The organism is Lentzea aerocolonigenes, assembly GCF_000974445.1.
Taxonomy (GTDB): domain Bacteria; phylum Actinomycetota; class Actinomycetes; order Mycobacteriales; family Pseudonocardiaceae; genus Lentzea; species Lentzea aerocolonigenes.
In genome coordinates, this window is the sequence record NZ_BBOJ01000017.1 from 237,153 (window position 1) to 261,107 (window position 23,955).

Annotated in this window: 22 protein-coding genes and 2 riboswitches; of the genes, 5 read left to right on the forward strand and 17 right to left on the reverse strand. The window is 68.1% G+C overall.

What is annotated here, in order from left to right:
• Positions 1-87 precede the first annotated feature (87 nt).
• A riboswitch (glycine riboswitch) is annotated at positions 88-175 on the reverse strand.
• 1 nt (position 176) lies between these two features.
• Positions 177-267: riboswitch (glycine riboswitch) on the reverse strand.
• A 45-nt stretch (positions 268-312) separates the two neighbouring features.
• The 6 genes from AOM45_RS31410 to AOM45_RS31435 all read right to left on the reverse strand — a co-directional run bounded on the left by AOM45_RS31410 (position 313) and on the right by AOM45_RS31435 (position 4,581).
• Entirely contained in the window at positions 313-615 is a 303-nt protein-coding gene (locus tag AOM45_RS31410; RefSeq protein WP_030466691.1) for a DUF3817 domain-containing protein, read from the reverse strand.
• Positions 616-629: 14 nt separating this feature from the next.
• Positions 630-1,013 (reverse strand): hypothetical protein, encoded by a 384-nt coding sequence (locus tag AOM45_RS31415; RefSeq protein WP_030466692.1) that lies wholly within the window; start codon positions 1,011-1,013, stop codon positions 630-632.
• 134 nt (positions 1,014-1,147) lie between these two features.
• Positions 1,148-1,642, reverse strand: a complete 495-nt coding sequence (locus tag AOM45_RS31420; protein WP_030466693.1) for a hypothetical protein — start codon at positions 1,640-1,642, stop codon at positions 1,148-1,150.
• Between the two features lie 164 nt (positions 1,643-1,806).
• On the reverse strand, positions 1,807-2,004 hold the full coding sequence (locus tag AOM45_RS31425) for a hypothetical protein (protein WP_030466694.1): 198 nt from the start codon (positions 2,002-2,004) through the stop codon (positions 1,807-1,809).
• A 319-nt stretch (positions 2,005-2,323) separates the two neighbouring features.
• The gene (locus tag AOM45_RS31430; protein WP_030466695.1) at positions 2,324-3,448 is read right to left on the reverse strand and encodes a CaiB/BaiF CoA transferase family protein; all 1,125 of its coding nucleotides are present in this window, start codon (positions 3,446-3,448) and stop codon (positions 2,324-2,326) included.
• Positions 3,445-4,581 (reverse strand): acyl-CoA dehydrogenase family protein, encoded by a 1,137-nt coding sequence (locus AOM45_RS31435; protein ID WP_030466696.1) that lies wholly within the window; start codon positions 4,579-4,581, stop codon positions 3,445-3,447. The genes AOM45_RS31430 and AOM45_RS31435 overlap by 4 nt, the downstream gene beginning before the upstream one ends.
• 107 nt (positions 4,582-4,688) lie before the next feature.
• Between AOM45_RS31435 and AOM45_RS31440 the strand changes: the two genes are divergently transcribed.
• From AOM45_RS31440 to AOM45_RS31450, 3 genes are read left to right on the forward strand one after another with little or no spacing between them, the layout of a single operon-like run.
• Positions 4,689-5,123: a GNAT family N-acetyltransferase gene (locus tag AOM45_RS31440; RefSeq protein WP_030466697.1), complete on the forward strand. Its 435-nt coding sequence runs from the start codon at positions 4,689-4,691 to the stop codon at positions 5,121-5,123.
• 55 nt (positions 5,124-5,178) lie between these two features.
• Positions 5,179-6,381: an acetyl-CoA C-acetyltransferase gene (locus AOM45_RS31445; RefSeq protein WP_030466698.1), complete on the forward strand. Its 1,203-nt coding sequence runs from the start codon at positions 5,179-5,181 to the stop codon at positions 6,379-6,381.
• Positions 6,382-6,384: 3 nt separating this feature from the next.
• The gene (locus AOM45_RS31450; RefSeq protein ID WP_030466699.1) at positions 6,385-8,415 is read left to right on the forward strand and encodes a 3-hydroxyacyl-CoA dehydrogenase NAD-binding domain-containing protein; all 2,031 of its coding nucleotides are present in this window, start codon (positions 6,385-6,387) and stop codon (positions 8,413-8,415) included.
• Here the strand turns inward: AOM45_RS31450 and AOM45_RS31455 are convergent.
• Positions 8,412-9,362, reverse strand: a complete 951-nt coding sequence (locus AOM45_RS31455) for an AraC family transcriptional regulator (RefSeq protein WP_035909654.1) — start codon at positions 9,360-9,362, stop codon at positions 8,412-8,414. The genes AOM45_RS31450 and AOM45_RS31455 overlap by 4 nt on opposite strands.
• 217 nt (positions 9,363-9,579) lie before the next feature.
• Positions 9,580-10,128, reverse strand: a complete 549-nt coding sequence (locus AOM45_RS31460; protein ID WP_030466701.1) for a DM13 domain-containing protein — start codon at positions 10,126-10,128, stop codon at positions 9,580-9,582.
• Between the two features lie 60 nt (positions 10,129-10,188).
• Between AOM45_RS31460 and AOM45_RS31465 the strand changes: the two genes are divergently transcribed.
• A complete protein-coding gene (locus AOM45_RS31465) occupies positions 10,189-10,539 on the forward strand; it encodes a hypothetical protein (RefSeq protein ID WP_030466702.1) in 351 nt (116 codons plus the stop codon).
• A 77-nt stretch (positions 10,540-10,616) separates the two neighbouring features.
• On the opposite strand, the gene AOM45_RS31470 is transcribed toward AOM45_RS31465, so the two are convergent.
• From AOM45_RS31470 to AOM45_RS31485, 4 genes are all read right to left on the reverse strand, one after another.
• Positions 10,617-10,988 (reverse strand): hypothetical protein, encoded by a 372-nt coding sequence (locus AOM45_RS31470; protein WP_030466703.1) that lies wholly within the window; start codon positions 10,986-10,988, stop codon positions 10,617-10,619.
• Between the two features lie 286 nt (positions 10,989-11,274).
• Complete coding sequence (locus AOM45_RS31475) at positions 11,275-12,462, reverse strand: IS481 family transposase (RefSeq protein WP_059362792.1); 1,188 nt, start codon at positions 12,460-12,462, stop codon at positions 11,275-11,277.
• Between the two features lie 407 nt (positions 12,463-12,869).
• Positions 12,870-13,898 carry a LacI family DNA-binding transcriptional regulator gene (locus AOM45_RS31480; protein WP_372497486.1) on the reverse strand — a complete coding sequence of 343 codons (1,029 nt, stop codon included), beginning with the start codon at positions 13,896-13,898 and terminating at the stop codon, positions 12,870-12,872.
• Positions 13,899-13,973: 75 nt separating this feature from the next.
• Entirely contained in the window at positions 13,974-14,996 is a 1,023-nt protein-coding gene (locus AOM45_RS31485; RefSeq protein ID WP_051784311.1) for a GNAT family N-acetyltransferase, read from the reverse strand.
• Between the two features lie 69 nt (positions 14,997-15,065).
• Between AOM45_RS31485 and AOM45_RS31490 the strand changes: the two genes are divergently transcribed.
• Positions 15,066-16,253, forward strand: coding sequence for an esterase-like activity of phytase family protein (locus AOM45_RS31490; protein ID WP_030471157.1), 1,188 nt, complete (start codon positions 15,066-15,068; stop codon positions 16,251-16,253).
• A gap of 79 nt (positions 16,254-16,332) precedes the next feature.
• On the opposite strand, the gene AOM45_RS31495 is transcribed toward AOM45_RS31490, so the two are convergent.
• The 5 genes from AOM45_RS31495 to AOM45_RS31515 all read right to left on the reverse strand — a co-directional run bounded on the left by AOM45_RS31495 (position 16,333) and on the right by AOM45_RS31515 (position 23,950).
• Entirely contained in the window at positions 16,333-17,739 is a 1,407-nt protein-coding gene (locus AOM45_RS31495; protein WP_051784312.1) for a GH1 family beta-glucosidase, read from the reverse strand.
• 22 nt (positions 17,740-17,761) lie between these two features.
• Complete coding sequence (locus AOM45_RS31500; RefSeq protein WP_030471159.1) at positions 17,762-18,586, reverse strand: carbohydrate ABC transporter permease; 825 nt, start codon at positions 18,584-18,586, stop codon at positions 17,762-17,764.
• Between the two features lie 7 nt (positions 18,587-18,593).
• Positions 18,594-19,493 (reverse strand): carbohydrate ABC transporter permease, encoded by a 900-nt coding sequence (locus AOM45_RS31505; RefSeq protein ID WP_030471160.1) that lies wholly within the window; start codon positions 19,491-19,493, stop codon positions 18,594-18,596.
• Positions 19,494-19,567: 74 nt separating this feature from the next.
• Complete coding sequence (locus tag AOM45_RS31510) at positions 19,568-20,830, reverse strand: ABC transporter substrate-binding protein (RefSeq protein ID WP_030471161.1); 1,263 nt, start codon at positions 20,828-20,830, stop codon at positions 19,568-19,570.
• A 609-nt stretch (positions 20,831-21,439) separates the two neighbouring features.
• Positions 21,440-23,950 (reverse strand): ABC transporter permease, encoded by a 2,511-nt coding sequence (locus AOM45_RS31515; protein ID WP_030471162.1) that lies wholly within the window; start codon positions 23,948-23,950, stop codon positions 21,440-21,442.
• Between the last annotated feature and the right edge of the window lie 5 nt (positions 23,951-23,955).

Sequence of the window (23,955 nt, forward strand, 5' to 3'; positions counted from 1 at the left end):
CCAGGGTGCGCCGAAGAGCCGGACCAGGCCGGCTGAGGCAACAGAAGAATGACACGGTCCATCGGAGACTCCTCTTCCAGAGCAGCCTCCCCCTCTGTCATGAGCCTGAGAGCTTCGCCGCGCGGAACGCGACTTGCACCGTGGGCGAGGCCGATGGGCCTGCTTTCCAGAGTTGCCTTCGTCGTGCGGTATCTGTGCCTGAGAGATTCCGGGGAGGAGTTGCTCCTTCGGCGCCCACACTCAAGTGAGCTCTCCCGCGCGACATCGACGGCCGTGTTCAGTTGGTAGCCCCAGACGCTAGCAGGCCAAACGTCACAGCGGCACGCCCTGCGCAGTCTTCTCGACCACCTTGCGCTCCGCCCAGAACGACAGGAACGGCACGGTGCCGGCGAGGAGCACGAGCGCCGTGCCCTTGATCGACCACCGCAGCTTGAGCGCCAGGTCGACGGAAATCACCAGGTAGATGGCGTAGAGGAAGCCGTGGACAGGCCCGACGACCTTCATGAACTGGCCCATGTCCGCGGCGTACTTGAGCACCATCGCCACGACCAGGAGCAGCAGGAAGACACCGACCACGTAAGCCATGACCCTGAACCGGGTCAACGCACCCTTCATCTGCCCGCCTTCGCTCAACGACCGTCCCGCGCGTTGAGGTTCGCGAGCATGCGGTTGTAGGCCGCGAGCTCCGCGTCTTCTTCGTCGTCGAACTGCTCGACAGGCGCGGGTTTGACGGCGTCAACGGTAGTCACCGGCTCGGGAGCCGCGACAACCGGCTCCGGCGCGGAGAGAGCCTCGTCACTGCGCTGGCGCGACAGGCGGCGGAAGCGCCACACCATGAAGAGGGGGAAGAGGCCGAAGAGCGGCCACTGGAGCACGTAACCGAGGTTCTGGAACGTGCCGCTGGCGGACTCGAAGCGCTGCCACTGCCACCACGCGAGCCCGCAACAGGCGATCAGAGCGACCAGGCAGCCGAGCCCGATCAAGATTCGCTGGGGGGTGAGGAGGCCGCGCACGACCTCCAGACTACTTGGGTGGGGCTCTCGCCTCCGAGAGCCTGCCCTGGAATCACTTGGGTAGGGCCTCCGAGCAGGAGGCCACCCGTGAAGGATGAACTCAGGGCTGCCGAATCCTCGACAGCCCGTTTCCACTACGCCACGCCGTCCCGGCGCTGCCTCTGCAGACGTGCGACGCACCAGGCCGCGGCAGAGCCACGACGAAGGTGCTGGAGAACCGTCATCGGTCCCAGGCGCCTCCCGAGGTCGGCAGGGCTGAGGCCGGCAGCGCGGTAGTCGAGCGCGCGCTGGTCCAACGGGCTGATGCCCGCGTCCCACCACTGCTCGGCCTCGCTGACGTCACCAACCAGCTGCCAGTAGCTCGCCGCGGCGGCGAGCAGTGCCTCGGGTGCCTCCGGCGCCCGCTTGCGCATCGCGGCCACGTAGGCCGGATCCGCCGAGTCGACCTTGACCAAGCCACGCGACCCGCTCCGTGCGGCACCCCGCTGCACTGGGATGCCTGGCGCCGAGGGGGGAGCCTCCGCGAGCCACGCGTTCTTGATCCGGTTCACCTCCTGCATCTCTGCGTCATCAGACCGTTCAGCCGCCCACTGCTTCAACAGCTCGTGGACCCCGGAGTCCTCGACCATCCATGCCTCCTCGTCGGTCGGGGATCGGCCATTGCAGCGGAAGGTATTCGGTAGGTCTGACAATCGCCAGACCCTGAATCCCCAGAACACCCGTTACCAGTGCGTGATTGGCCTCATTCCACCCATCCGGCTCAGTCCGAACGGCCGAGGATCACCGAGAGTCACTAGCCGATCGGCGTCGCCGTCCCGAAGAGGCTCCTGATGAAGGTGATGATCGACTCCGCGCCCTGCCGAAGCCACCCGAGCACCGTCTGGACCGCGCCCGCGGACTCCTCGGGCCGGGTGATCAGGAGGAACAGCACCAGCGCGACCGCCGCCAGCACTAGCACCTTCTTGAGGTTCACAGGTACCTCTCCGTCCATGTCGTTCACAGGGTGAGCGGCGGACCGCCCGTGTCACCCGTCATGGTCCCTCATTCACCCTTGCGATGAACAACGACCACGCCCAACTGTTCCCGGGATCCACCAGCAGCGCACGCCTACATGACGGGGAATGTCACCCGAATGGCGGCTAAAGAGGTCTCTGTCCAGCGCCGATGTCCTGGGCACGAGGTGAACACGGACACCCTCGCATCCCACAGCTTGGACCAGACACTGTTGTACCGGGCCTCACCCGTATGCCGAACCGGCGGCATCACGCTCTGTCACGTCGTCGTGTCGCAATTAATGCGCACCCGAGCATTCAGCCAATTACTCCTGACCGCCGCAGTTCCATAATTTGGGCATCCGCCACACCCATGTCGGCAAGCACTTCCCCGGTGTGCACCCCGGTCGAAACCGGAGGCGTCGGAGCCGACGTCGGTGTCCGGTCGAAACGCGGAGCCGGCGCGGGATGCAGCGCCCCCTCGACGTCCACGAACGTGGCACGCGCTGCGTTGTACGGGTGACGCGCCGCCTCCTCGGGCGTCAGCACCGGCGCCAGACACGCATCCGTCTCCCGCGCCAGGTCGGCCCACTCGTCACGAGAGCGCGTCTTCACCGCCGCCGCGATGCGTTCCCGCAGCTCAGGCCAGTTCGCCGGGTCGTTGCGCGACGGCGCGTCCTCCAGGCCCAGCACGCGCACCAGGTCGGCGTAGAACCTCTCCTCCAGCGCGCCCACGGCCACGAACTGCCCGTCCGCGGCCTCGTAGACGTCGTAGAACGGCACGCCGCCGTCGAGCATGTTCTCGCCGCGCGCACCGGACCACATGCCCGCGTTCTTCATCCCGTGCAGGAACGTCGTCAGCAACGCCGCCCCGTCGACCATGGCCGCGTCCACGACCTGCCCGCGCCCGGAGCGCTCCCTTTCATACAGTGCGGCCAGCACGCCCAGAGCCAGCAGCAGCCCTCCCCCGCCGAAGTCCCCGAGGAGGTTGATCGGGAACGACGGCGGCCCACCGGCCCGTCCGAGAGGCTCCAGCGCGCCCGCCACGGCGATGTAGTTGATGTCGTGCCCGGCCCGGTCGGCGAGCGGACCGTCCTGCCCCCAGCCGGTCATGCGTCCGTACACGAGGCGCGGGTTGCGGGCGAGGCACTGCGCGGGCCCGATGCCCAGCCGTTCGGTCACGCCCGGCCGGAAGCCCTCCACCAGCACGTCCGAGCGTTCGACCAACTGCAACACCAGCTCGGCGCCCTCCGGCCTGCGGGTGTCGATCGCGATCGAGCGCCGGTTGCGGCCCAGGAAGTCGCCGGGGACCGTCGAGCGGCTCCCCGGCTTGTGCACCTGGATCACGTCCGCGCCGAGGTCCGCGAGCACCATGCAGCCGAACGGCGCGGGCGCGAGACCCGCCAGTTCGACGACGCGAAGTCCTGCCAGCGGCCCGCTCACAAGGACCTCGCGATGATTTCCTTCATGATCTCGTTCGTACCGCCGAAGATCCGCTGCACGCGGGCGTCGGACCAGGCACGTGCGATCGGGTACTCGTTCATGTAGCCGTAGCCGCCGAAGAGCTGCACGCACTCGTCGACGACCTTGCCCAGCCGGTCGCTGGCCCACCACTTCGCCATCGCGGCGGTCGGCACGTCGAGCTCACCCCGCAGGTGCTTCTCGATGCACTCGTCGATGAACGCCCTGGTCACGGCCGCCTCGGTCGCGCACTCGGCGAGCTTGAAGCGGGTGTTCTGGAACTTCATCAGCTCCTTGCCGAACGCCGTCCGCTCCTTCACGTACTTCAACGTCACGTCGACAGCGGCCTCGATGCCCGCGATGCAGCAGACGCCGATGATCAGCCGTTCCTGCGGCAGCTGCTGCATGAGCTGGATGAACCCCAGACCTTCGGAGTCACCCAGAAGATTCGAGACCGGCACCCGGACGTCGTCGAAGAACAGCTCGGCGGTGTCTTGGCCCTTCATGCCGACCTTGTCGAGCACGCGGCCGCGCCGGATGTCGTTCTCCACGACGATCAGCGAGATGCCCTGAGCGCCCTGGGACGGGTCGGTCTTCGCCACGACGATCACCAGGTCGGCGTGCGCGCCGTTCGTGATGAACGTCTTCGAGCCGTTGATGACGTACTCGTCGCCGTCCCTGAGGGCCCTGGTGCGGATGCCCTGGAGGTCGGAGCCCGCGCCGGGTTCGGTCATCGCGATCGCGCCGACGTACTCGCCGGACGCGAGCTTGGGCAACCAGCGCCGCTTCTGCTCCTCGGAACCGTAGGAGTTGAGGTAGTGGGCGACGATGCCGCTGTGGACGCTGTTGCCCCACGAGCTGTCACCGGCGCGTGCCTGTTCCTCGAGCAGCACGGCCTCGTGCGCGAACGTGCCGCCGCCGCCCCCGTACTCCTCGGGGATGCTCAGGCACAGCAGCCCCAGCTCACCGGCCTTGCGCCACAGGTCGCGGTCGACCTGCTTCTGCTCGGCGAAGCGTTCCTGGTGCGGCGCGACCTCCTTCTCCATGAACGTGCGGGCGAGCTGGCGCAACTGGTCCAGGTCGCTGTCCATCCACCGCGATCGACGCTCTGCCATGCGTTCCACGAAACCACCGGGCGGTGATCCACGCCATGACCGCCGCGCCAGGCCGTCACCCGAAAAACTGAGCGAAATTCCCACCCCGGTCGTCCAGACTGCTCGGCATGCAGATCCACCAGGTCACGCCGGACGACTGGGAACTCTGGCGCGACGTCCGGCTGGAGGCGCTCGGCACGGATCCCGGCGGGTTCGGCTCGACGCTCGCCCGCGAGGAGGCGTACACCGAGGCCGACTGGCGCCGAAAGCTGGAGGACGGCCCGCGGTTCGTCGCGCTCGACCCGGACCCCGTGGGCCTCGTCGGTGCCTTCGGCAAGCCGAGCGGCCTGCACCTGTACTCGATGTGGGTGCGGTCCTCCCACCGCGGGCGCGGCGTCGGAGAAGCGCTGGTCAGGACGGTGCTGGCGTGGGCGACCGACCAGGGCTGGAAGCTCGTGCGGCTGCAGGTGTACGACGACAACCTGCCCGCACGGCGCCTCTACAAGCGGCTGGGGTTCGTGGACGCCGACGAGCCGGAGCACATGGAGTTCGTCGTGAGCTAATCGGTCACCCTTCACGGTCATGGCCAGGTGGAGAGGCCCGGCCTAGCGTGGGTGCATGAGCGAAGCCTTGATCTTCGACGCGGTGCGCACGCCGCGCGGCAAGGGCAAGCGCGGGTCGTTGCACAGCGTCCGGCCCGTCGAGCTGGCCGCCGGTGTGCTGCGCGCGCTGTCCGAACGCAACTCCCTCGACACCTCCGCGGTGGACGACGTCGTGTTCGGCGTGGTGTCACCGCTCGGCGAGCAGGGCGGCGACATCGCCCGCACCGCGGTGCTGGCCGCGGGCTGGGACCAGCGCCCGGCCGGTGTGCAGCTCAACCGCTTCTGCGCGTCCGGGCTCGAGTCGGTGAACCTCGCCGCGGCCAAGGTCGCCTCCGGGTTCGAGGACCTCGTGGTGGCGGGTGGCGTCGAGTCGATGTCGCGCGTGCCGATGGGCTCCGACGGTGGCGCGTGGGCGATCGACCCCGGGACCAACTTCGACCTGTCGTTCGTGCCGCAGGGCGTGTCGGCCGACCTGATCGCGACGCTGGAGGGCTTCTCCCGCACGGACGTCGACGCGTGGGCCGCCCGCTCGCACGCGCGTGCGTTCGAGGCGCAGAAGAACGGCTGGTTCGAGCGTTCCGTGGTGCCGGTCGTCGACCAGAACGGCACCGTGGTGCTCAAGGAGGACGAGACGATCCGTCCCGAGTCCACCGTGGAGTCGCTGGGCAAGCTCAAGCCCAGCTTCCAGTTCCACGGCGACCTCGGCTACGACACCGTCGCGATCGACCGCTACCCCACCGTCGAGCGCATCACCCACGTGCACACGCCGGGCAACTCGTCGCAGATCGTCGACGGCGCCGCGGCCATGCTGATCGGGTCCGCGGCCGCCGGCCAGGCGCTGGGACTCACGCCGCGCGCCCGGATCGTCTCCGTCGCCGTGGTGGGCACCGAGCCGACGATCATGCTGACCGGCCCGGCGCCGTCCGCGCGCAAGGCGCTGGACAAGGCGGGGCTCTCGGTCGAGGACATCGACCTGTTCGAGGTCAACGAGGCGTTCTCGTCGGTCGTGCTGAAGTTCCTGCGGGACATGGACATCCCCGAGGACAAGGTCAACGTCAACGGCGGCGCGATCGCGCTGGGCCACCCGCTGGGCGCCACCGGCTGCATGATCCTGAGCACGCTGCTGGACGAGCTGGAGCGCCGGGACCTGCGCCGCGGCCTCGCCACGTTGTGCGTGGGCGGCGGCATGGGCATCGCGACGATCATCGAGAGGGTCTGAGGCATGCCGTTCCACTACGAGAAGGACTCCGACGGCATCGTCACCCTGACGATGGACATGTCCGGCTCCGCCAACGTCATGAACGAGGAGTACCGCGACCTGATGGGCGACGCGGTCTCGAAGCTCGAGGCCGACGAGATCACCGGTGTGATCATCACGTCCGCCAAGAAGACGTTCTTCGCGGGCGGCGACCTGAACGTGCTGATCGCGATCACGCCGGAGAACGCCTCCCAGGCGCTGGAGGGCGTCGAGGAGCTCAAGTCCCAGCTGCGGCGCCTGGAGAAGCTCGGCAAGCCGGTCGTGGCCGCGATCAACGGTTCCGCGCTCGGCGGCGGTTTCGAGATCGCGCTCGCCTCGCACCGCCGGATCGTGTTGAACGACAACAGCATCCGCGTCGGCCTGCCCGAGGCCACGCTGGGCCTGCTGCCCGGCGGCGGTGGCGTGACGCGCATGGTGCGGCTGCTGGGCGTGCAGAAGGCGTTGCCGTTGCTCATGGAGGGCAAGCAGCTCCGGCCCGAGCGCGCGTTGCAGGCCGGGATCGCGCACCAGGTCGTGGACACGCGCGAGGAGCTGATCTCCGAGGCCCGCGCCTGGATCCTGGCGAACCCGGCGCCGGTGCAGCCGTGGGACGTGCAGGGCGCGGGCGTGCCGGACCTGAAGTTCGGTGACCCCAACGCCTACGGGATCCTGGCCGCCGCACCTGCCGTGCTGAGCAAGAAGACGCACGGCGTGTACCCGGCGCCGGAGAAGATCATGGCGACGGCGGTCGAGGGCGCCTACGTCGACTTCGACACGGCGCTGAAGATCGAGGGCCGCTACTTCGTGGAACTGGCCTCCGGTCAGGTCTCCAAGAACATGATCACGGCGTTCTGGTTCAACCTCAACGAGGTCAACGGCCGCGCGTCCTCGTCGGGCAAGCGCGTGGCGAAGCTGGGCGTGCTCGGCGCGGGCATGATGGGCGCTGGAATCGCCGAGGTGTCAGCGAAAGCGGGCATCGAGGTGGTCCTGAAGGACGTCACCCTCGAAGCCGCCCAGAAGGGCGCTGGAGGCCTGGAAGGCATCAAGCCGACCGACTCCGACGACGACCTCGCGGGCTGCGACCTGATCATCGAGGCCGTGTTCGAGAACCGCGAGCTCAAGAACAAGGTCCTGGCGGCCGCGGAGTCCCAGGCACTGCCGGACGCCGTGATCGCGTCGAACACCTCGACGCTGCCGATCACCGGGCTCGCGACGGCGGTCCCGGACGCCGAGCGGTTCATCGGGCTGCACTTCTTCTCGCCCGTGCCGAAGATGCGGCTCGTGGAGATCATCCGCGGCGAGAAGACGTCCGAGGAGACCCTGCAGCGCGCGTTGGACTACGTGCGGCAGATCGGCAAGACGCCCATCGTGGTCAACGACTCGCGCGGCTTCTACACCTCGCGAACGTTCGGCACGTACGTGGTCGAGGCGATCACGATGCTGGCCGAGGGCGTGGCACCGGCGCTGATCGAGAACGTCGCCCGCAAGGCCGGCATGGCGGTCGGACCGCTGGCGGTGTCGGACGAGGTGACGCTGTCGTTGCAGCTGAAGATCCACGACCAGACGCTCGCCGACGACCCGTCGCTGGTGTCGGACAGCCCGGCCCACGACCTGATCCGCGAGATGGTGTCGTTGGGGCGCAGCGGAAAGTCCACGGGCGCGGGCTTCTACGAGTACCCCTCCGACGGCTCGAAGAAGTTCCTGTGGCCCGAGCTCACGACCCGGTACGCGAAGGCGGACGCGGGCGTCTCCGAGCAGGACGTGCGGGACCGGCTGCTGTTCGTGCAGGCGCTGGAAACGGTGCGGTGCCTGGACGAGGGCGTGCTGACGTCGGTGGCGGACGCGAACATCGGCTCGATCTTCGGGTTCGGCTTCGCGCCGTGGAGCGGCGGCACGCTGCAGTTCATCAACTCCTTCGGCGTGCAGGCGTTCGTGGAGCGCGCGGACTACCTCGCCGACACCTACGGCGAGCGGTTCCGCCCTCCGGCCTCGCTGCGGGAGCGCGACAAGTTCTAGGCGCGGTAGGAGCCGGGCGACGACCCGGTCCACCGCTTGAAGGCACGGTGGAAGGCGCTCGCCTCGGAGAACCCGAGGCGCAGCGCCAACTCCTCCACCGACTCGCCGCCGCGCACCAGTGACGCCACGGCCTGGTCGCGCAGCAACTGCTCCCGCACCTCGCGGAACGACGTCCCCTCAGCGGCGAGCCTGCGGCGCAACGTCGGCGCCGACACCCCGAGCTGCGCCGCCACGGCCTCCAGCCCGCTCACCCCGCGCCCGAGCAACCGCCGCACGTGCCCCGCCGTGTCGGCGCCGTGGTCCCTGCGCGACAACAACTCCGCGGGCGAGTGCCGCAGAAACCGCCGCAGCGCCGCCTCGTCCTGCACGACCGGCATGCGCAGGAACTTCTGGTCGAACGAGATCGTGGTGGCGGGCGCGTCGAACGTCAGCGGGCACCCGAAGATCAGGTGGTACTCGGCGGCGTGTGCGGGTTCGGGGTAGGCGAACTCGGCGCCCTGCAACGGAATCCGGCGCCCGATGAGCCACGACGAGAGCCGGTGCCACAGCACGAGAAGCGACTCGGTGAGGAAGTGGTCGGGGTCGCCGGGAATCTCCAGCGTGAACCGTCCGCCGTCGAGCGCCAGGTGCAGCGGCTGGTCGAAGAGCGAATAGAAGGCGAGACCGCGCCGCAACGCCGATTCCAGATCCGGGCAGTGCACGGCGAGAAGGCACATCATCGCGAACGTGCCGCGTTTCGACGGCCGCGGCCCGAAACCCATGAACTCGTCGTCGAGAACTTCCCAGAGCGTCTGGATGAACTTCGTGTACTGAGCGGGCGTGACGCGCGCACGGTCGTCAGAGAGAAGACTCGCGGGAATTCCCGCCCCGGCCAGAACAACGGACGGCTCCGGACAGGCGCGCAGGGCAGCGCGCACGTAATGGATCGCCACGGTCCTGGTGTGCACGAACCACAGTAGAACGCCAACGGCGGTGGCGCGGCTCCGGGGAGAGTTGGAGTCGCGTCACCGCCGCAGTGGGCCCACCCAGTGAGCCGTGCTCCTCACCAACAGGGCTTCCGCACGCCCATCGGCAAGGGACGATGTTGTGTCCGTTCCGTTAACGCTATGTGGTCTAGACCAGGAATGTCAATAGTGCGAAGAGAGCACCCTTGATCGACATGTTTCAGGCTTGTTCCAACGATGCTACGGCGAACCCCGCGGAGAACCTCTTGCACCAGATCACGACACTCCGAATGGTGGACACGTCCACATCTGAAGGAATTTCGTACACCTGATCGCCACGATTTCCCTTCAACTTGCCCAGACTCGTGAATCCCTGACCAAATGTCTTCTCGGGCGAGCTGGACGGGTGCGGCGACAGGTAGACGTACAGGTCGGGCCCGTCACTGGTGTCGAGCGAAGCGAACTGCACGGAATGCGCACCACCGGGCAACTTGATCAGGCTCGCCTTGCCGGTGGTCGCGTGTTCGAGCGACCGCCACTCCCCGGCTGCCACCTCCCGAGCCGTTTCCGCGACGGGCGCCGGCGCGCTGGACGGCACCGACGGAGCCGTGGACGGCGAGGTCGACTGCCCCGTCGACTGGGGAACGAGCAGCGCGTCGTGCGTTTCCCGCACCGTGAGGAGCCGCCACGGCTGGAACAGGTACAACCCGACGCCGAGGGCGACGACGAGCACGACTGCGACGGGGATCAGGAATCGACGATGGCGCATACCGAAAACAATGACCCAAACCGGACCGAAAAGAGCTTACGGAGTTGTTAGGGTGCCGCCGTGGCGACACAGGCGAGGATCGGCCAGGCCGTGCTCGGAGTCCTGATGGTCGGCTGCGCCCTGACGGGCCTGTTCCCCAGACCGGTCCCACTCCTCTTCGCCATCGCGGCCGTCGGCACGGCCAACGCCGCGTTCCCACTCATGCGCACCTTCGGCTCCGCTCTCCTCGGTGGCGTGGCAGCGTCCTCAATAGCCCTGTCCTCAGTTCCGTTCGTAACGTGTTCAACAGAACGCTTTACAGATGTGTTCACCTGCTCGGGTGACGCGCCGACGTGGCACCTGACCGGAACCGTGCTGGTGGCAGGCCTTTCCGGGGCCAGTTTGGTACTGGCCCGCATCACAGATCAGTGACGGCCATCACTCAACCGGGCTCATCAAAGAGCCGATAAGGCAAGCAGGTGAGCGTTCTCCTGCGCCCGGTCCACCCGCTAATCTGCCGCCAGGAGCGTGATCGCCTGACTCCACCCGTGAGCATCGAGGAGGACTGCTGTGCGCGCACTGTGGGCCGCAGGCGGTTCCGCCGTGCTCGGATCCGCGTTGCTCGGAGTGCTGGTGGGCATGGCGGTCCACGGCGTGAACGACGAAGGCGACCCCGCCAGAACCCCGTCGTCCAGCTGGATCACCTCAGCCTCAAGCATTCCCTCGAGCTCCACCGAGAGCTCCACTCCCGACAGCAGCGCCCCGCCGAGCTCCAGCAGCCCGACACCGAGCACAGCGCAGCCCCCGAAGAAGACCACCCCACCCCCGGCGGCGACGAATCCGGCCCCGCCACCCCCACCGGCGGGAACCACGACGACCACGACAACCCCACCGGGTTGGCCGTGCAGCCCGCTCAACCCGCTCCCGCCCCCAACGTGCAAGAACCTGGGGTAGCGCCAAAGTAGCGACGGCGAAGCCGAGCCCAAGCCGATAGCGAAGTCGAGGCGACAAACCCGCCCTGCCAACGCGACTTGGCGGTGTGGCTCCCCCGTCTAGCGCTCCTCTGCCCTTGCCGCGCCCGAGGGGTCAGGTCAAGTCGACACGCTTTTTCGTCTGTCGTGTCTCGGTTGATCTGCCGCGGTTTTGTCTCGGTTGTTGTGACTCAGGTTAGGCGGCTGGGATGAGGGTGCCTTGGTAGGTCTTGGTGTGGTCGAGGTGGATGTAGCCGATCGGGTGGCCGTCTGAGGTGTAGGCGGTGATCCGGTTGAGGTCGCGGATGACGGTGATGGCCTGGTTGGCGTGCTCGGATCCGACGCGGAACTGCAGTTTCCTGCCGATGCTGACACCGCCACGGCGGTCGGCTTTGAGGTAGTGGACGGTGGCGTCGGTCTGGGCGGGCGGATGGCTGGGGCCGCCGTGGTGCTCGGCGTCGTCCCAGACGTGTTGTGGTGTGCGACGACCGAGTGCGCCATGCGCGCGTGCGGTGTTGTAGCGGACCCGGTAGGTGTCCAGCAGTGTCTGCAGCTCGGCCAGGGTGGCGGGTGCGGGCTGGTGCGCCAGCCATTTCTTGAGGGTTTGGTGGTGGCGTTCGACCTTGCCGCAGGTTTGCGGGTGGTAGGGGCTTGAATGGATCAGCCGGGCGCCGGCGCCGGTGACGGCGAGCTCGAACCGGGTGGGCCCGGCGTTGTCACGGATGAAGCGGGCGGTGAACGCGCCTCCGTTGTCGGACAACACGATCCCTGGCACGCCGTACTCGATGAACGCGGCGGCGATCGCGGAGGTGGCGGCTGTGCTGGTCTCCGCGCGGACGGCGTGGCAGGCGACCAGCAGCCGGGAGTGGTCGTCGAGCACGTCGAAGATCACGGCGGTGGTGCCGTCGGCGAGCGTGGTTTCGGTGGCGTCGATCTGATAGCAGTCGCGTGGCCGGGCATAGCTGAACCGCCGCCACGACGAGCGTGGTCGTTTGCGGGGGTTGGACTGCAGTAGGCCGTGCCGGTCCAGGATCCGGTTGATCGTGGCCCGCGACGACACCCGCCAGCCCTTCCCTGACCAGCTTTGTTCCCCGGCCAGGACGGTGAGTGCGTCACGGATGTAGTTGGCGCCGTTGTCCGGGGCCAGCGACTCGCGCAACCGCACGATCTCGGCCACGACCGGTTGCGGGGTTGCGTGCGGGATCGTGTGCGGGCGCCGGGACCGCGGCCGCCACTGGCCCTCGGCCAGCGCACGGGCCCGATGCCGGTAGAACGTGCGCCGGTCCACCCCGTTGATTCGGCACCATTCCGACACGTTCGGGATCTCCACCCCGGCGGCATGCATCGCGTCCATCAGCCGCATCATCGCCTCTTTCCGCGCCATGGCCGGTAACCACAACGCCGATCAAGCGACAGATCCCGCAACACCACCCGACCAGGGTGCGTCACTTGCTCCGCGACACGAACTGTGTCAACTCAGCTGAGACTGAAGAGACACGCTTTTTCGTCGACTTGACCTGACCCCTCGGGTGTGGCCCGCTGCGGAGCGCTAGACGGGGGAGCCACACCGCAAACGCAACCACCAACGCAACCGCAAGCCGCCAAGAGCAACAGGCGTGCCATCAACCCACCCACGGCGCTGGAGGGCTCTTTTGGGAGTGTCGGGAGTCTGAGGGCAGAGCCCTCAGACCACGCACGCACCAGGCACAGGCCAACGCAACACGACCACGCACGAACACGAAACCGGCAGACGCCAACGCAACAGGGAGACGGCCTACGAAACAGGGCGCCTCAGGCCGACTCCCGCCGAACCAACACAGTAGGCAGCATCTGCTTCTTGGACTTCACAGTCTCATCCCGAAGCAACTTCATCAGATGCTCCACCATGTGCTTGACCTGCTCATCCGAGTCCTGCCGCACCGAAGTCAACGGCGGCGAAGTGTGCTCGGCAATCGCGACGTGGTCATCAAACCCCACGACAGCAACATCCTCAGGCACCCGCCGCCCAGCCTCGTGCAACGTCTCCAACGCCCCAGCAGCCATCAAGTCCGAGGCCACAAAAACAGCATCCAACCCAGGAACCTTGGCCAACAGGGCGGACATGGCCTTGCGTCCACCCTCCCGAGTGAACCCACCGTCCTCAACCACCCGAGCCACCGCCTTGTCGTCCAGACCAAGCGCAGTCCTGAACCCGTTCAACCGATCAATGGCGGACAACTCGTCCAACGGCCCGGAAACGTGAACAATCTTCTTACGTCCGAGCGACTTCAGGTGCTCGGTGGCCAGCACCGCGCCACCCTCGTTGTCGTTGTCCACGAGGTGCATCCCCCGCAACGATCCCCACGGCTTACCCGCGTACACCACCGGCAACGGCAGCTTCTTCACGATCGAAACGAGCTCGTCGTTACGGTGCGGCGCGAACACCAACGCACCGTCAACGTGCCCGCCGGCCAGGAACCGGTGCGCTCGAGCCTGGTCATCAGGCGAGTGCACCAGCATCAGCACCATCTGCACGTCGACGTCCGCCAGCGCCCGAGCCCCCGCGCGGATCAGGCGGGCGAAGTGCGGGTCGTCGAAGATCTTGGGTTCCGGCTCGGAGAACACCACGGCGACGGCACCGGTGCGGCGAGTCACGAGAGCACGCGCGGCGCGGTTCGGCTGGTAGCCGAGGGCGAGCACCGCGGCGTTCACGGCCTCCAGCGCTTCGGGGCTGACCCGCGGTGACGCGTTCAGCACTCGTGACGCCGTGGCGCGGCTGACCCCAGCCCTCGCGGCCACGTCCTCCAGCGTCGGACGCGCGTGGTTGGACACGTGCACCACCACTCCTCGATGAAAACCTTTTGAGCCGCTGGCAGCTTAGCTGCACGCGATCTCCGAGGAGGGTTTCCGCGCTGTTCATCGTGTTTTTTCAGCCGCAACCGTTGCAATCGAGGCCTTCAGGGCGCGCCCGCGCGGCGCGATCGAAACGCGGAGCAGGCCGTCCTCCCGGCGTGTCGTGACATCGAGGCCCGCACGAGCGGCCGCTCGCACCAGGGCGGTTTCCGAGGGCAGGCACCACGCCACGAGCTCGGCGTAGCCGGCCGCGCGGGCGTCGGAGGCGAGAGCGGCCAGCAGTGCCGTGCCGACTCCACGACGTTGCCACGCGTCCTCCACCAGCAACGAGACCTCGGCGCAGTCCGGGGTGCCGGTGTGGATGAGCTGACCGAGCGCGACCACCTGGTCGGCGCACTGCGCGAGGATCGTGGTGCCGCGCGGCGGGTTGAGCAGGCGGTGCAGCCAGCGGCGGGGCACGGTGCGCATGCCGGAGTGGTAGCGGTTGAACATCGTCCTCATCGAACAACGCGTGTGCAGACCGGCGACGGCGTCCTCGTCGGACGGTGCTCCGGGGCGCAGAACCAGGGCCACGCCGTCGTCGCTGAGCATTCCGCGCACGGCCGGTGCCGGGGCCTCCACGAGGTCGAGCAACGCCTGCGCGCGTGCCAGTTCGACCTGGGTGAACCTGGCCCAGCCGCGCCGGACCGCCATGTCTCCCACCTGGACCTGACCCTCGGCTGCCTCGCCGTAGGTCACCGAGTCGGCGGCCAGCACCTGGCGGAGCGCCTCTGCGGTCCTGGACGGATCGGAAAGCGCTGTCTTGGCGGCACGCAGCACGGCCGTCGGTTCGTCCACGAGGTCGCGCACGTCCGCGCTGGTGATGCCGACGCACTTGCCGCCCTCGCTGCGCACGGCCTCGACGAGGTCGGCGGGGAGCACGCCCTCGCCCGCGCGCACGACGATCTCGTCGAGCACACCGCCGGGTACGGGGATCACGTGCAACGCGAGGACGTTGCAGTCGGCCGCGGCGAGCCGGATGGTGACGCGGGCGAGCGCGCCGGGGCTGTCGCTGAGTTCGAAGCGCATGCGCCAGGTCGTGGTCATGCCTCCAGAGTTCCCGGAGCCTGTTGCCTGGATGCGAACTGCGGGTAAAAGGCGCACTAGGGTCGCCGCATGAGGAGAACACTGGCCGTGAGCCTCACCCTGCTCACCGTGACCACCCTGGCCACACCGACCACCGCGGCGCCGCAACCGGCACCGCGGCAGGCCACCCTGACGAACTTCGCCTTCCTGCCGGCGGAGACCTACCTGCCCGGCAGCGAACCGAGCGGCGCCGCACTGGGGACGAGCCCGATCAACGGGGTCACGCCGCCGTTCGCCGACCAGCCGATCCAGGGCTTCAGCGGACTGGTCCGCAACAGCGACGGCACGTTCGACGCCATCTCGGACAACGGGTACGGCACCAAGGCCAACAGCGCGGACTGGCTCCTGCGCATCAACCGCATCGCACCGGACTTCTCCACCGGCGCGGTCGACGTCGTCGGCGGCATCACGCTCACCGACCCGCACGGCCACATCCCGTTCCCGCTGACCCGGCCGGACCGGGTGATCACCGGTGCGGACATCGACATCGAGTCGGTGACCAGGGTCGCCGACGGCAGCTACTGGATGGGCGACGAGTTCGGCCCCTACCTGCTGCACTTCGACCGCGCCGGGCGCCTGCTCGCGCCGCCCGTGCCGCTGCCGGGCGTGCGCGCTCCCGAGAACCCCGCCGGCAACCCGAACCTGGGCGGCAGCAAGGGGTTCGAGGGCATCACGCTGTCCCCCGACGGCAAGACGATCAACGCGCTGCTGGAGGGCACCGTCGCCGGTGACGAGCCGGGCACGCTGCGGCTCAACGAGTTCGACATCGCGAGCAACGCCTTCACCGGCAAGACCTGGCGCTACCAGCTGGAGAACCCGAACTTCGCGATCGGTGACGCCATCGCCGTCGACGACAACCGGCTGCTGATCATCGAACGCGACAGCGCGCAGGGCGTCGACGCCATCGTCAAGCGCGTCTACCTCGCCGACAAGCGCGACCGGAACAACGACGGCAAGCTCGACAAGACGATGGTCGCCGACCTGCTGAACCTCGCGAACCCCAAGCACGTCGGTGGGCAGGCGGACCCGTTCAAGTTCCCGTTCGTCACCATCGAGGACGTCACGATCCTCGACGACCGCACGATCGCGGTGCTCAACGACAACAACTTCCCGTCGTCGTCGGGCCGCACGCCGGGCAAGCCGGACAACAACGAGTTCATCACCATCAGGCTCGCGGAGAACCTGCACGCCGACCCGCGGGTGCTGCGCCGCAGGTAGGACAAGAGAGCGCTCCCACCTGCGGCACAGATGTGTCCGCAGGTGAGAGCGCCAAGGCTCCCTCGGCCCGAACGGTGGGCTAAACGGTGTAACCGTGCGCGGGAAGACCGTTCTGCCCGATGATCCGGGACAGCGTGACCGCGCTTTCCTTCACCGTGCGCTGCTGCGTCTCGAAGTCGACGTGCACGATCCCGAACCGCTGCGAGTACCCGGCCGCCCACTCGAAGTTGTCGAGCAACGACCACGCGAGGTACCCGCGGACGTCCGCGCCCTCGGAGATCGCCCGGTGCACCGCGCGCACGTGGTCCACCAGGTAGCGGGTCCGCTCGACGTCCACGACGCGGCCCATCGGGTCCACGACGTCCGGGAACGCCGAGCCGTTCTCCGTGACCACCAGCGGCACGCCGCCGGCGTCGCGGGACAGGCGCACCAGCAACTCCGTGAAGGCGTCGGCGTTCTGCTCCCACCCGAACCCGGTCAGCTCACCCTGCGGCGGCTCGACGGTCGCGCCGCGCAGGCCCGCGTGCGGCCCGGCGGGCACGAAGTCCGGGTCGGCGGGCGCGACTCGGGTCGGGCTGTAGTAGTTCACGCCGATCCAGTCGACCGGGGTCGCGATGGTCTCCATGTCACCGTCGCGCACCACGTTCGTCCAGTCGCCCAGCCACGACGTGTCCTGCAGGACGTCGAGCGGGTAGCCGCGGCCGCAGATCGGGTCGAGCAGGATGCGGTTCTGCAGCCCGTCGACCTTGCGCACGGCCTCGGCGTCGTCTCCGTAGACAGTGCTGAAGTTCAGCACGATCGACAGCCGGTGCGACTCCGGTGCCTGCGCGCGCAACGCCTGCGTCGCGAGGCCGTGGGCCAGCAGCAGGTGGTGCGCCGCCTCCAGGGACGCCACCGCGTCGGTGATGCCGGGCGCGTGGATCCCGTTGCCGTAGCCCAGGAACGCCGACACCCACGGCTCGTTCAGCGTGGTCCAGGCCTGCACCCGATCGCCGAGCCGGTCGTGCACGACGGCGGCGTAGTCGGCGAAGCGGTAGGCCGTGTCGCGGTTGCGCCAGCCACCGAAGTCCTCCAGGACCTGCGGAAGGTCCCAGTGGTACAGCGTGACCAGCGGCTGGATGTCCTTCTCCAGCAACGAGTCCACCAGCCGGTCGTAGAACGCGAGACCACGCTCCTCCACCGCGCCGCTGCCGCTGGGCTGGATCCGGGGCCACGCGACGGAGAACCGGTACGAGGCCAGCCCGAGGGACTTCATCAGGTCCACATCGGAGGAGTACCGGTTGTAGTGGTCACAGGCCGGGTCGCCGGTGTCGCCGGCCAGCACCTTGCCGGGCGTCGCCGCGAACGTGTCCCAGATCGAGGGGCCACGACCGTCCACTGTGGTCGAACCCTCGATCTGGAACGCCGCGGTGGCTGCTCCCCACAGGAAGTCCGGTGGGAAGGTCAGCACCTCCCGCCCGACCTCGACCTCCGAGTCGGTCGTCATTCACTGCACTCCCTGCTGTGTCTCATCCTTTTACGGCGCCCTGCATGATGCCGCCGACGATCTGACGGGACAGCAGGACGAAGATCGCGATCACCGGCAGCACCGCGAGCGAGGCACCGGCGAGCATCAGCGAGTAGTCCGTGTAGTACCCGCTGGCCAGCGTCGACAGGGCCACCTGGACCGTCGGGCTGTCGTTGGGGTCCAGCACGATCAACGGCCAGAAGAAGTCGTTCCACGCGGTCATGAACGTGAACATGCCGAGCACCGCCGCCTGGGGCCGCACCGCGGGGAAACCGACGTGCCAGAACGTCCGCAGCACCGAGCACCCGTCGACGCGGGCGGCCTCGATCAGCTCGTGCGGCACGGTCTCCTCGCACGCCTGGCGCATCCAGAACACCGCGAACGACCCGATCAGCGCCGGCACGATGACCGCCTGCAGCGTGCCGTACCAGTCGAGGTCCGACATCAGCATGTACAGCGGGATCACGCCGAGCTGCGTCGGCACCATCGCGGTGCCGAGCACGACCAGGAACAGCGAGTCACGTCCCTTGAACCGCAGCCGCGCGAACGCGAAACCCGCGAGCGTGCCCAGCACGACGTTCGAGATCGCCACGGTCGCCGCCACGATGAACGAGTTCTGCATGGCGAGCCAGAAGTCGACGGTGTCGAAGACCCGACTGATGTTCTCGAAGAGGTTGCCGCCGGGAACCAGTGGCGGCACCTTGTCGCCGAGGACCGAGTTGTCCTTCGACGCCACGATGAACGAGTAGTACAGCGGGAACACCGAGGCCGCCAGCACGGCGACCAGGAACCCGTAGAGCAGCGGACCTGCCTTCGCGTTCTTCATCGAGCGATCACCCCTTGCCCGCGATGCGCCGTGTCAGCGAGAAGTTGACGATCGCGACCACCAGGACGACCAGGAACAGCATCCACGCGACGGTGGCCGCGTAGCCGGCGTCGAACAGCCGGAAGCCCTTCTCGTACATGTAGAGCACCAGTGTCTGGAACTGCCGGTCGGAACCACCGGTGGAGTTGTTGGCGGCGAACCCGGGATCGAACAACGCGGGCTCGGCGAACAGCTGCAGACCGCCGATCGTCGAGGTGACGACGGTGAACAGGATCGTCGGCCGGATCGACGGCACGGTGATCGACCAGAACATCCGCCAGCGCGACGCACCGTCCAAAGTGGCCGACTCGTACATGTCCTTGGGCACCGACTGCATGGCCGCCAGGTACAACAGCGCGTTGTAGCCGGTCCAGCGCCACATGACCATGGTGGACACCGCGAGGTGCGACGCCCACGTCTCGGCGCGCCAGTCGATCGGGTCGACGCCGACCAGGCCCAGCAGGAAGTTCACGATGCCGAAGTCGCGGCCGAAGAACTGCGCGAACACCAGCGCCACCGCGGCGACCGAGATGACGTTGGGCAGCAGCACACCCGCCCGCCAGAACGCACGCCCGCGCAGGCCGCGGTCCAGCAGCGCCGCGAGGCCGAGCGCCGCCAGCAGCTGCGGCACCGTCGAGAGCACGAACAGGCTGAGCGTGTTGAACAGCGCGTTCCAGAACTTGGCGTCGCCGAACAGCTCGACGTAGTTGGCAAGACCGACGAATCCCTGGTTGCCGTCGATCAGCTGCCAGTCGTGCAGTGACACCCACGCCGTGTACACCAACGGGTAGAGCCCGAAGATGCCGAACACCAAGAAGAACGGCGCGATGATCAGGTACGGCGTGTACCTGGTGTCCCAGCTGTTCAGCCTGAAGCGCTTCGGTTCTCCAGAAGAAGGAACCGAGACGGCCGGGGCCGCCTCGGTCTCCGTGCGCGTCGCCGTCACTTGGCGGCGTCCGCAGCTTCCTTCAGGGCCTGCGTCCAGGCGTCAGCAGCGGACTGCTTGCCCTGCTCGACGCGGGTCAGCGCGGTGCCGAACACCGGTCCGACCTTCGAGTCCTTGGTGCCGCGGTAGGTCGGCTTCAGCGACTCGGCGGACGACGCGAAGATCTTGCCGACCGGGGCCTTGTTGAAGTACTCGTTGACCGTGGCCTGCACGTCCGCGTCCTGGTAGACCTTCGGCTGGCTCGGCAGGTTGCCGGTCTCCTTGAAGATCCGCTTCTGCTGCTCGGGCGCCGTCAGCCACTTGGCCAGCTCGTAGGCCTCCTTGGGGTGCTTGCCCTGCTTGGGGATCGCGAGGAACGAGCCACCCCAGTTGCCGCCACCGCCGGGCGCCGTCGTCACGTCCCACTTCCCGGCCGCCGCGTCTCCGGCACCCGCCTTGATCAGCGCGAGCGCCCAGGCCGGGCACGTGGTCGTGGCGAAGGAACCCTGCTTCAGCGCGACGTTCCAGTCCTGGCTGAACGGCTCGAGCGCACCGGTCTGCTGCTTGGTGCCGAGCGCCGCCGCCGTGTCGAACGCCGTCTTGACCTTGTCGTTCTTCTCCGCGATGTACGAGTCGTCCTTCGCGAAGTAGCCCTCCTCGGTCTGGTCGAGGATCGCCTTGTAGACGTTGCGGCCGGTGTCGACGAACTTCACGTTCGGCGTCTTGGCCGTGAACTGGTCGGCGACCTTCGCGTAGTCGGCCCAGGTCGGCCACAGCTTGGCGACGGCCTCGCGATCCGTCGGCAGACCGGCCGCCTCGAACAGGTCGCGCCGGTAGCAGAGGCCGAGGCTGCCCATGTCCGTGCCCAGCCCCAGCACGAACTCACCGCCGTCGGCCGTGCCCTGGTTCCACTTCCAGCCGGCCCACTGGTCCTTGAGGTCCTTGGCCCCGTACTCCGCCAGGTTCACGAACTTGTCCTTGGAGGCGCGGAACTGGCTCACCACACCCTCTTCGAGCGCGACGATGTCCGCCGCGCCACGCCCACCCGCGAGCTGCGTGGCGAGTTGGGTGTTGTGCTGCTCCATCTTGACCTTGCGCTGCTCGATCTTGATGTTCGAGTGCGAGGCCATGTACTCCTCGACGAGCTTGTCGTAGCCGAAGTCGGAGAACAGGCCAAGCGACAGCTCGATCTTGCCATTGGCCTCGGAACTCCCGCCGCATCCCGCGGCCAGAACCATCACGAGGGTCGCAGCGACGCTGCCGACCAGCCTTCTGCTCATCCGTCCTCCTCGACGGGCGGCGCCGTGGGCGCAGCTGACTGTTGTGAGAGCGCTCTCACACTCAACCGGAGAGGCGCGGGTGTCAAGCGCTCGACATCGTTCCGTAACTTTGTGGAGGCGGGCAACAAAAACCCGGACCGGAACCGGGGCCGTCTCGACCGGGTGTTTTCCGCACGCGGGGCCCTTTCGTGCGCCAGGAGCGAACGAAAGCTCCCCGCGTGCACTCCGCAGACGACGAAGAGGGACGACCGGGCCCTCGCTCCGGTCGTCCCTCACCCCAGGTAGAGGGGTTTTCGGGCCGAAAGTGACGCGCCGACCCGAAGTTTTTCCGGCAACTTTGGGTTAAGACCGCTTCACAGCGGGTAACACCGAAAGTTACGCGGGAGCCCCGCGTCACCTTCCGCGGTACGCGGGGGCCCCGCGTGCGCCAGGAGAGTACGAAAGCTCCCCGCGTACTCATCGCGAAGTCCGCGATGCGGAAAAGTGGTGGAGGCCCGGCGCCCCGACAGCACCGGACCTCCACCGATCCCCCGGCCGTGCGGCCCCTGTTTCCGCACGCCCGAACCCGCCTGGCCCGTGGCCCCCGACGCCGGGGCCGGGCGGGGTGTCCTACGCCTCCGCCATGCCCGCGACCACGGAGTTCCTGGCCGCACGCCGGGCCGGCAGAGCGGCGGCGACGACCGCCGCGACCACTGCCAGGCCGAGCATGATCCCGATCTGGCCGAACGGGATGGAGAAGCTGATCCGGAACTCCGAGTTGGAGATCGCCTCGACCAGCAGCCACCCGAACCCGGCGCCGAGCACGACGCCCACGACCGCGCCGATCAGCGCCATCAGGATCGACTCGACCACCAGCATCTGGCGCAGCTGGCCCCTGGTCAGGCCCAGCGCCCGCAGCAGGGCGGACTCGCGGGTCCGCTCCAGCACCGACAGCGTCAGCGTGTTCGCGATGCCGAACAGGGCGATGATCAGCGCCAGGCCGACGAGGGCCCAGATGAACAGCAGCACCTGGTCGATCTGCGCGTTGAGCTCGGCCTTGGTCTCGGCTGCGGAGTTCAGCACCGCGACCGGCGACGTGGCGATGACGCGTTCCAGGTCGGCGCGGGCGGCCGTGATGTCGGTTCCGGGAGCGAGCTTGACCAGGAGCTTCTGGTAGCCCTTCAGCGGTTCCTTCAGGATCGACTGCGCCGAACCGAGAGTGACGATGCCGGTGCCGTAGCTGTTGTCCTTGATCAGCGCGACGACCTTGAAGTCCTTGCCGCTGATCGGAACCGTCGAACCGACGGTGAGGCCCGCTTCCTTGGCCTCCTTCTCCCGCATGGCGATCTCGTTGTCCTTGAGACCGGTCAGCGTGCCGCTGGCGACCTCGGGACGCACCAGGGAACCGATGGCGTCGGCCGGGTAGCCGGTGACGTCGGCGTACTTGAGCTTGTCGGACTCGCCGAAGGCCATGACCTCCGGGGCGATCTTGGCGACGTTGCGCACCTTCGCGAGCTCGTCGGCGAACTTCGGCGTCAACGGCTGGCTGTAGACGTTCGAGCTGACCTCGTAGTCGGCCGGGAACCGCTTGTCGACCTGCTCGTTCATGGTCTGGCGGCCGCTGCCGGCCACGACCGTCACCATCGCGACGATGGTCACGCCGATCATCAGCGCGGCCGTCGTGGCGGCGGTGCGCTTCGGGTTGCGGCCCGCGTTGGCCGAAGCCAGCTTCGCCGGGACGCCGTGCAGCGCCTTGCCGAACAGGCGGTTCACCAGCGGCACGTACAGCGGGCCGAGCAGGAGCACCGCGAACAGCAGCACCATCGTGGCGCCGCCGGTGATGAGCATCGCGGGCTCTTCCTTCTCCTGCTGGAGACCGAAGTAGACGCCCGCGCCACCGATCAGCGCGATCACCGTCGCGATGATGATGCGGACCTTGCCGGTGCGGGCGACGTCGTCGTGGCTGTCCGGCTGCGAGCGGAGTGCCGCCACCGGCGCGACCTTCGTGGCACGGCGCGCCGGCAGCACGGCCGCCAGCACCGTCACGACCACGCCGACGCCGAAGCCGGCGGCGATGGTCACCCACGAGATCGGCAGACGGATCTGGACGTCGCCGCCGCCGGGGCCGCCGACCGTGCCCACCAGCGCCTGCAGGCCGGCCGAGACGCCGAGGCCACCGAGAATGCCCAGCACGGACGCCGCAAGACCCATGAAAACCGCTTCCGCGAGCACACTGCGGAAGACCTGGCCGCGTTCGGCGCCGACGCAACGGAGAAGTGCGAGCTCCTTGGTGCGCTGCGCGACCAGGATCGTGAAGGTGTTGTAGATGACCATGCCCGCGACGACGAGCGAGATCGCGGCGAACGCGAGGAGAAACGTCTTGATCTCGCCGGCGGCGTCACCCACCGACTCCAGGGTCTTCTGCGTCAGCTGCTCACCGGTCTGCACCTCGTAGCCGGTGCCGATCGCCTTGGTGATGTTGTCGACGAGCTGCTGCTGCGTCACGCCGTCCTTGGCGACGGCGACGATCTCGTAGATCCGCTGGTTCGGGATCACCGTGCGCAGGCCCTCCGGCGTGACCACGACGTGGTCGCTGCCGGACATGGACATGCTGCTGGCGCCCTGCTGGTAGGTGCCGACGATCGTGAACGTGTGCTCGACGTTGTCGTCGACCAGCTTGAGCTTGTCCCCGAGCTTGAGCTTCGCGGTCTGCGCGGTCTTGACGTCGATCGCGGCCTCGTCTGCCTTGGCCGGGAACTTGCCGTCCTTGAGGTCGAGGTCGCGCAGCTTCTCCGTCGTGGGCAACGGCTGCACCAGCGCGTTGCGCGCCTTGCCGTCACCGCCGAGCAGTGCCGCGTTGCCGAACTCGCGGGAGTCGGCGCCCGCGACGCCCTGCGTGGAGCGGACCTTCTGCAGCACGTCGGCCGGAATGCCGTTGTCCTGCCTGTTGTTCTCCGCCAGGTGCACGGCCGCGTCGACGTTGCGGGCGCTGCGGGCGAAGTTGTCCCTCGTCTGCGCCTCGACGGCGTCGCCGAGCACGAGCGTGCCCGTCACGAACGCGACGCCGAGCGCGATGGCGATGCTGGACAGCACCAGCCGCGCCGTGCGGGCGCGCAGGCCCGCCAGGATGGTCTTCAGCATCTACC

What these genes read in the sequence shown, in the direction of transcription:
- AOM45_RS31410 (WP_030466691.1), bottom strand. Translation starts at nt 615, where the DNA reads ATGAAGGGTGCGTTGACCCGGTTCAGGGTCATGGCTTACGTGGTCGGT.
- AOM45_RS31420 (WP_030466693.1), bottom strand. Translation starts at nt 1,642, where the DNA reads ATGGTCGAGGACTCCGGGGTCCACGAGCTGTTGAAGCAGTGGGCGGCT.
- AOM45_RS31425 (WP_030466694.1), bottom strand. Translation starts at nt 2,004, where the DNA reads ATGGACGGAGAGGTACCTGTGAACCTCAAGAAGGTGCTAGTGCTGGCG.
- AOM45_RS31435 (WP_030466696.1), bottom strand. Translation starts at nt 4,581, where the DNA reads ATGGCAGAGCGTCGATCGCGGTGGATGGACAGCGACCTGGACCAGTTG.
- AOM45_RS31440 (WP_030466697.1), top strand. Translation starts at nt 4,689, where the DNA reads ATGCAGATCCACCAGGTCACGCCGGACGACTGGGAACTCTGGCGCGAC.
- AOM45_RS31445 (WP_030466698.1), top strand. Translation starts at nt 5,179, where the DNA reads ATGAGCGAAGCCTTGATCTTCGACGCGGTGCGCACGCCGCGCGGCAAG.
- AOM45_RS31450 (WP_030466699.1), top strand. Translation starts at nt 6,385, where the DNA reads ATGCCGTTCCACTACGAGAAGGACTCCGACGGCATCGTCACCCTGACG.
- AOM45_RS31460 (WP_030466701.1), bottom strand. Translation starts at nt 10,128, where the DNA reads ATGCGCCATCGTCGATTCCTGATCCCCGTCGCAGTCGTGCTCGTCGTC.
- AOM45_RS31475 (WP_059362792.1), bottom strand. Translation starts at nt 12,462, where the DNA reads ATGGCGCGGAAAGAGGCGATGATGCGGCTGATGGACGCGATGCATGCC.
- AOM45_RS31485 (WP_051784311.1), bottom strand. Translation starts at nt 14,996, where the DNA reads ATGACCACGACCTGGCGCATGCGCTTCGAACTCAGCGACAGCCCCGGC.
- AOM45_RS31490 (WP_030471157.1), top strand. Translation starts at nt 15,066, where the DNA reads ATGAGGAGAACACTGGCCGTGAGCCTCACCCTGCTCACCGTGACCACC.
- AOM45_RS31495 (WP_051784312.1), bottom strand. Translation starts at nt 17,739, where the DNA reads ATGACGACCGACTCGGAGGTCGAGGTCGGGCGGGAGGTGCTGACCTTC.
- AOM45_RS31500 (WP_030471159.1), bottom strand. Translation starts at nt 18,586, where the DNA reads ATGAAGAACGCGAAGGCAGGTCCGCTGCTCTACGGGTTCCTGGTCGCC.
- AOM45_RS31510 (WP_030471161.1), bottom strand. Translation starts at nt 20,830, where the DNA reads ATGAGCAGAAGGCTGGTCGGCAGCGTCGCTGCGACCCTCGTGATGGTT.
- AOM45_RS31515 (WP_030471162.1), bottom strand. Translation starts at nt 23,950, where the DNA reads ATGCTGAAGACCATCCTGGCGGGCCTGCGCGCCCGCACGGCGCGGCTG.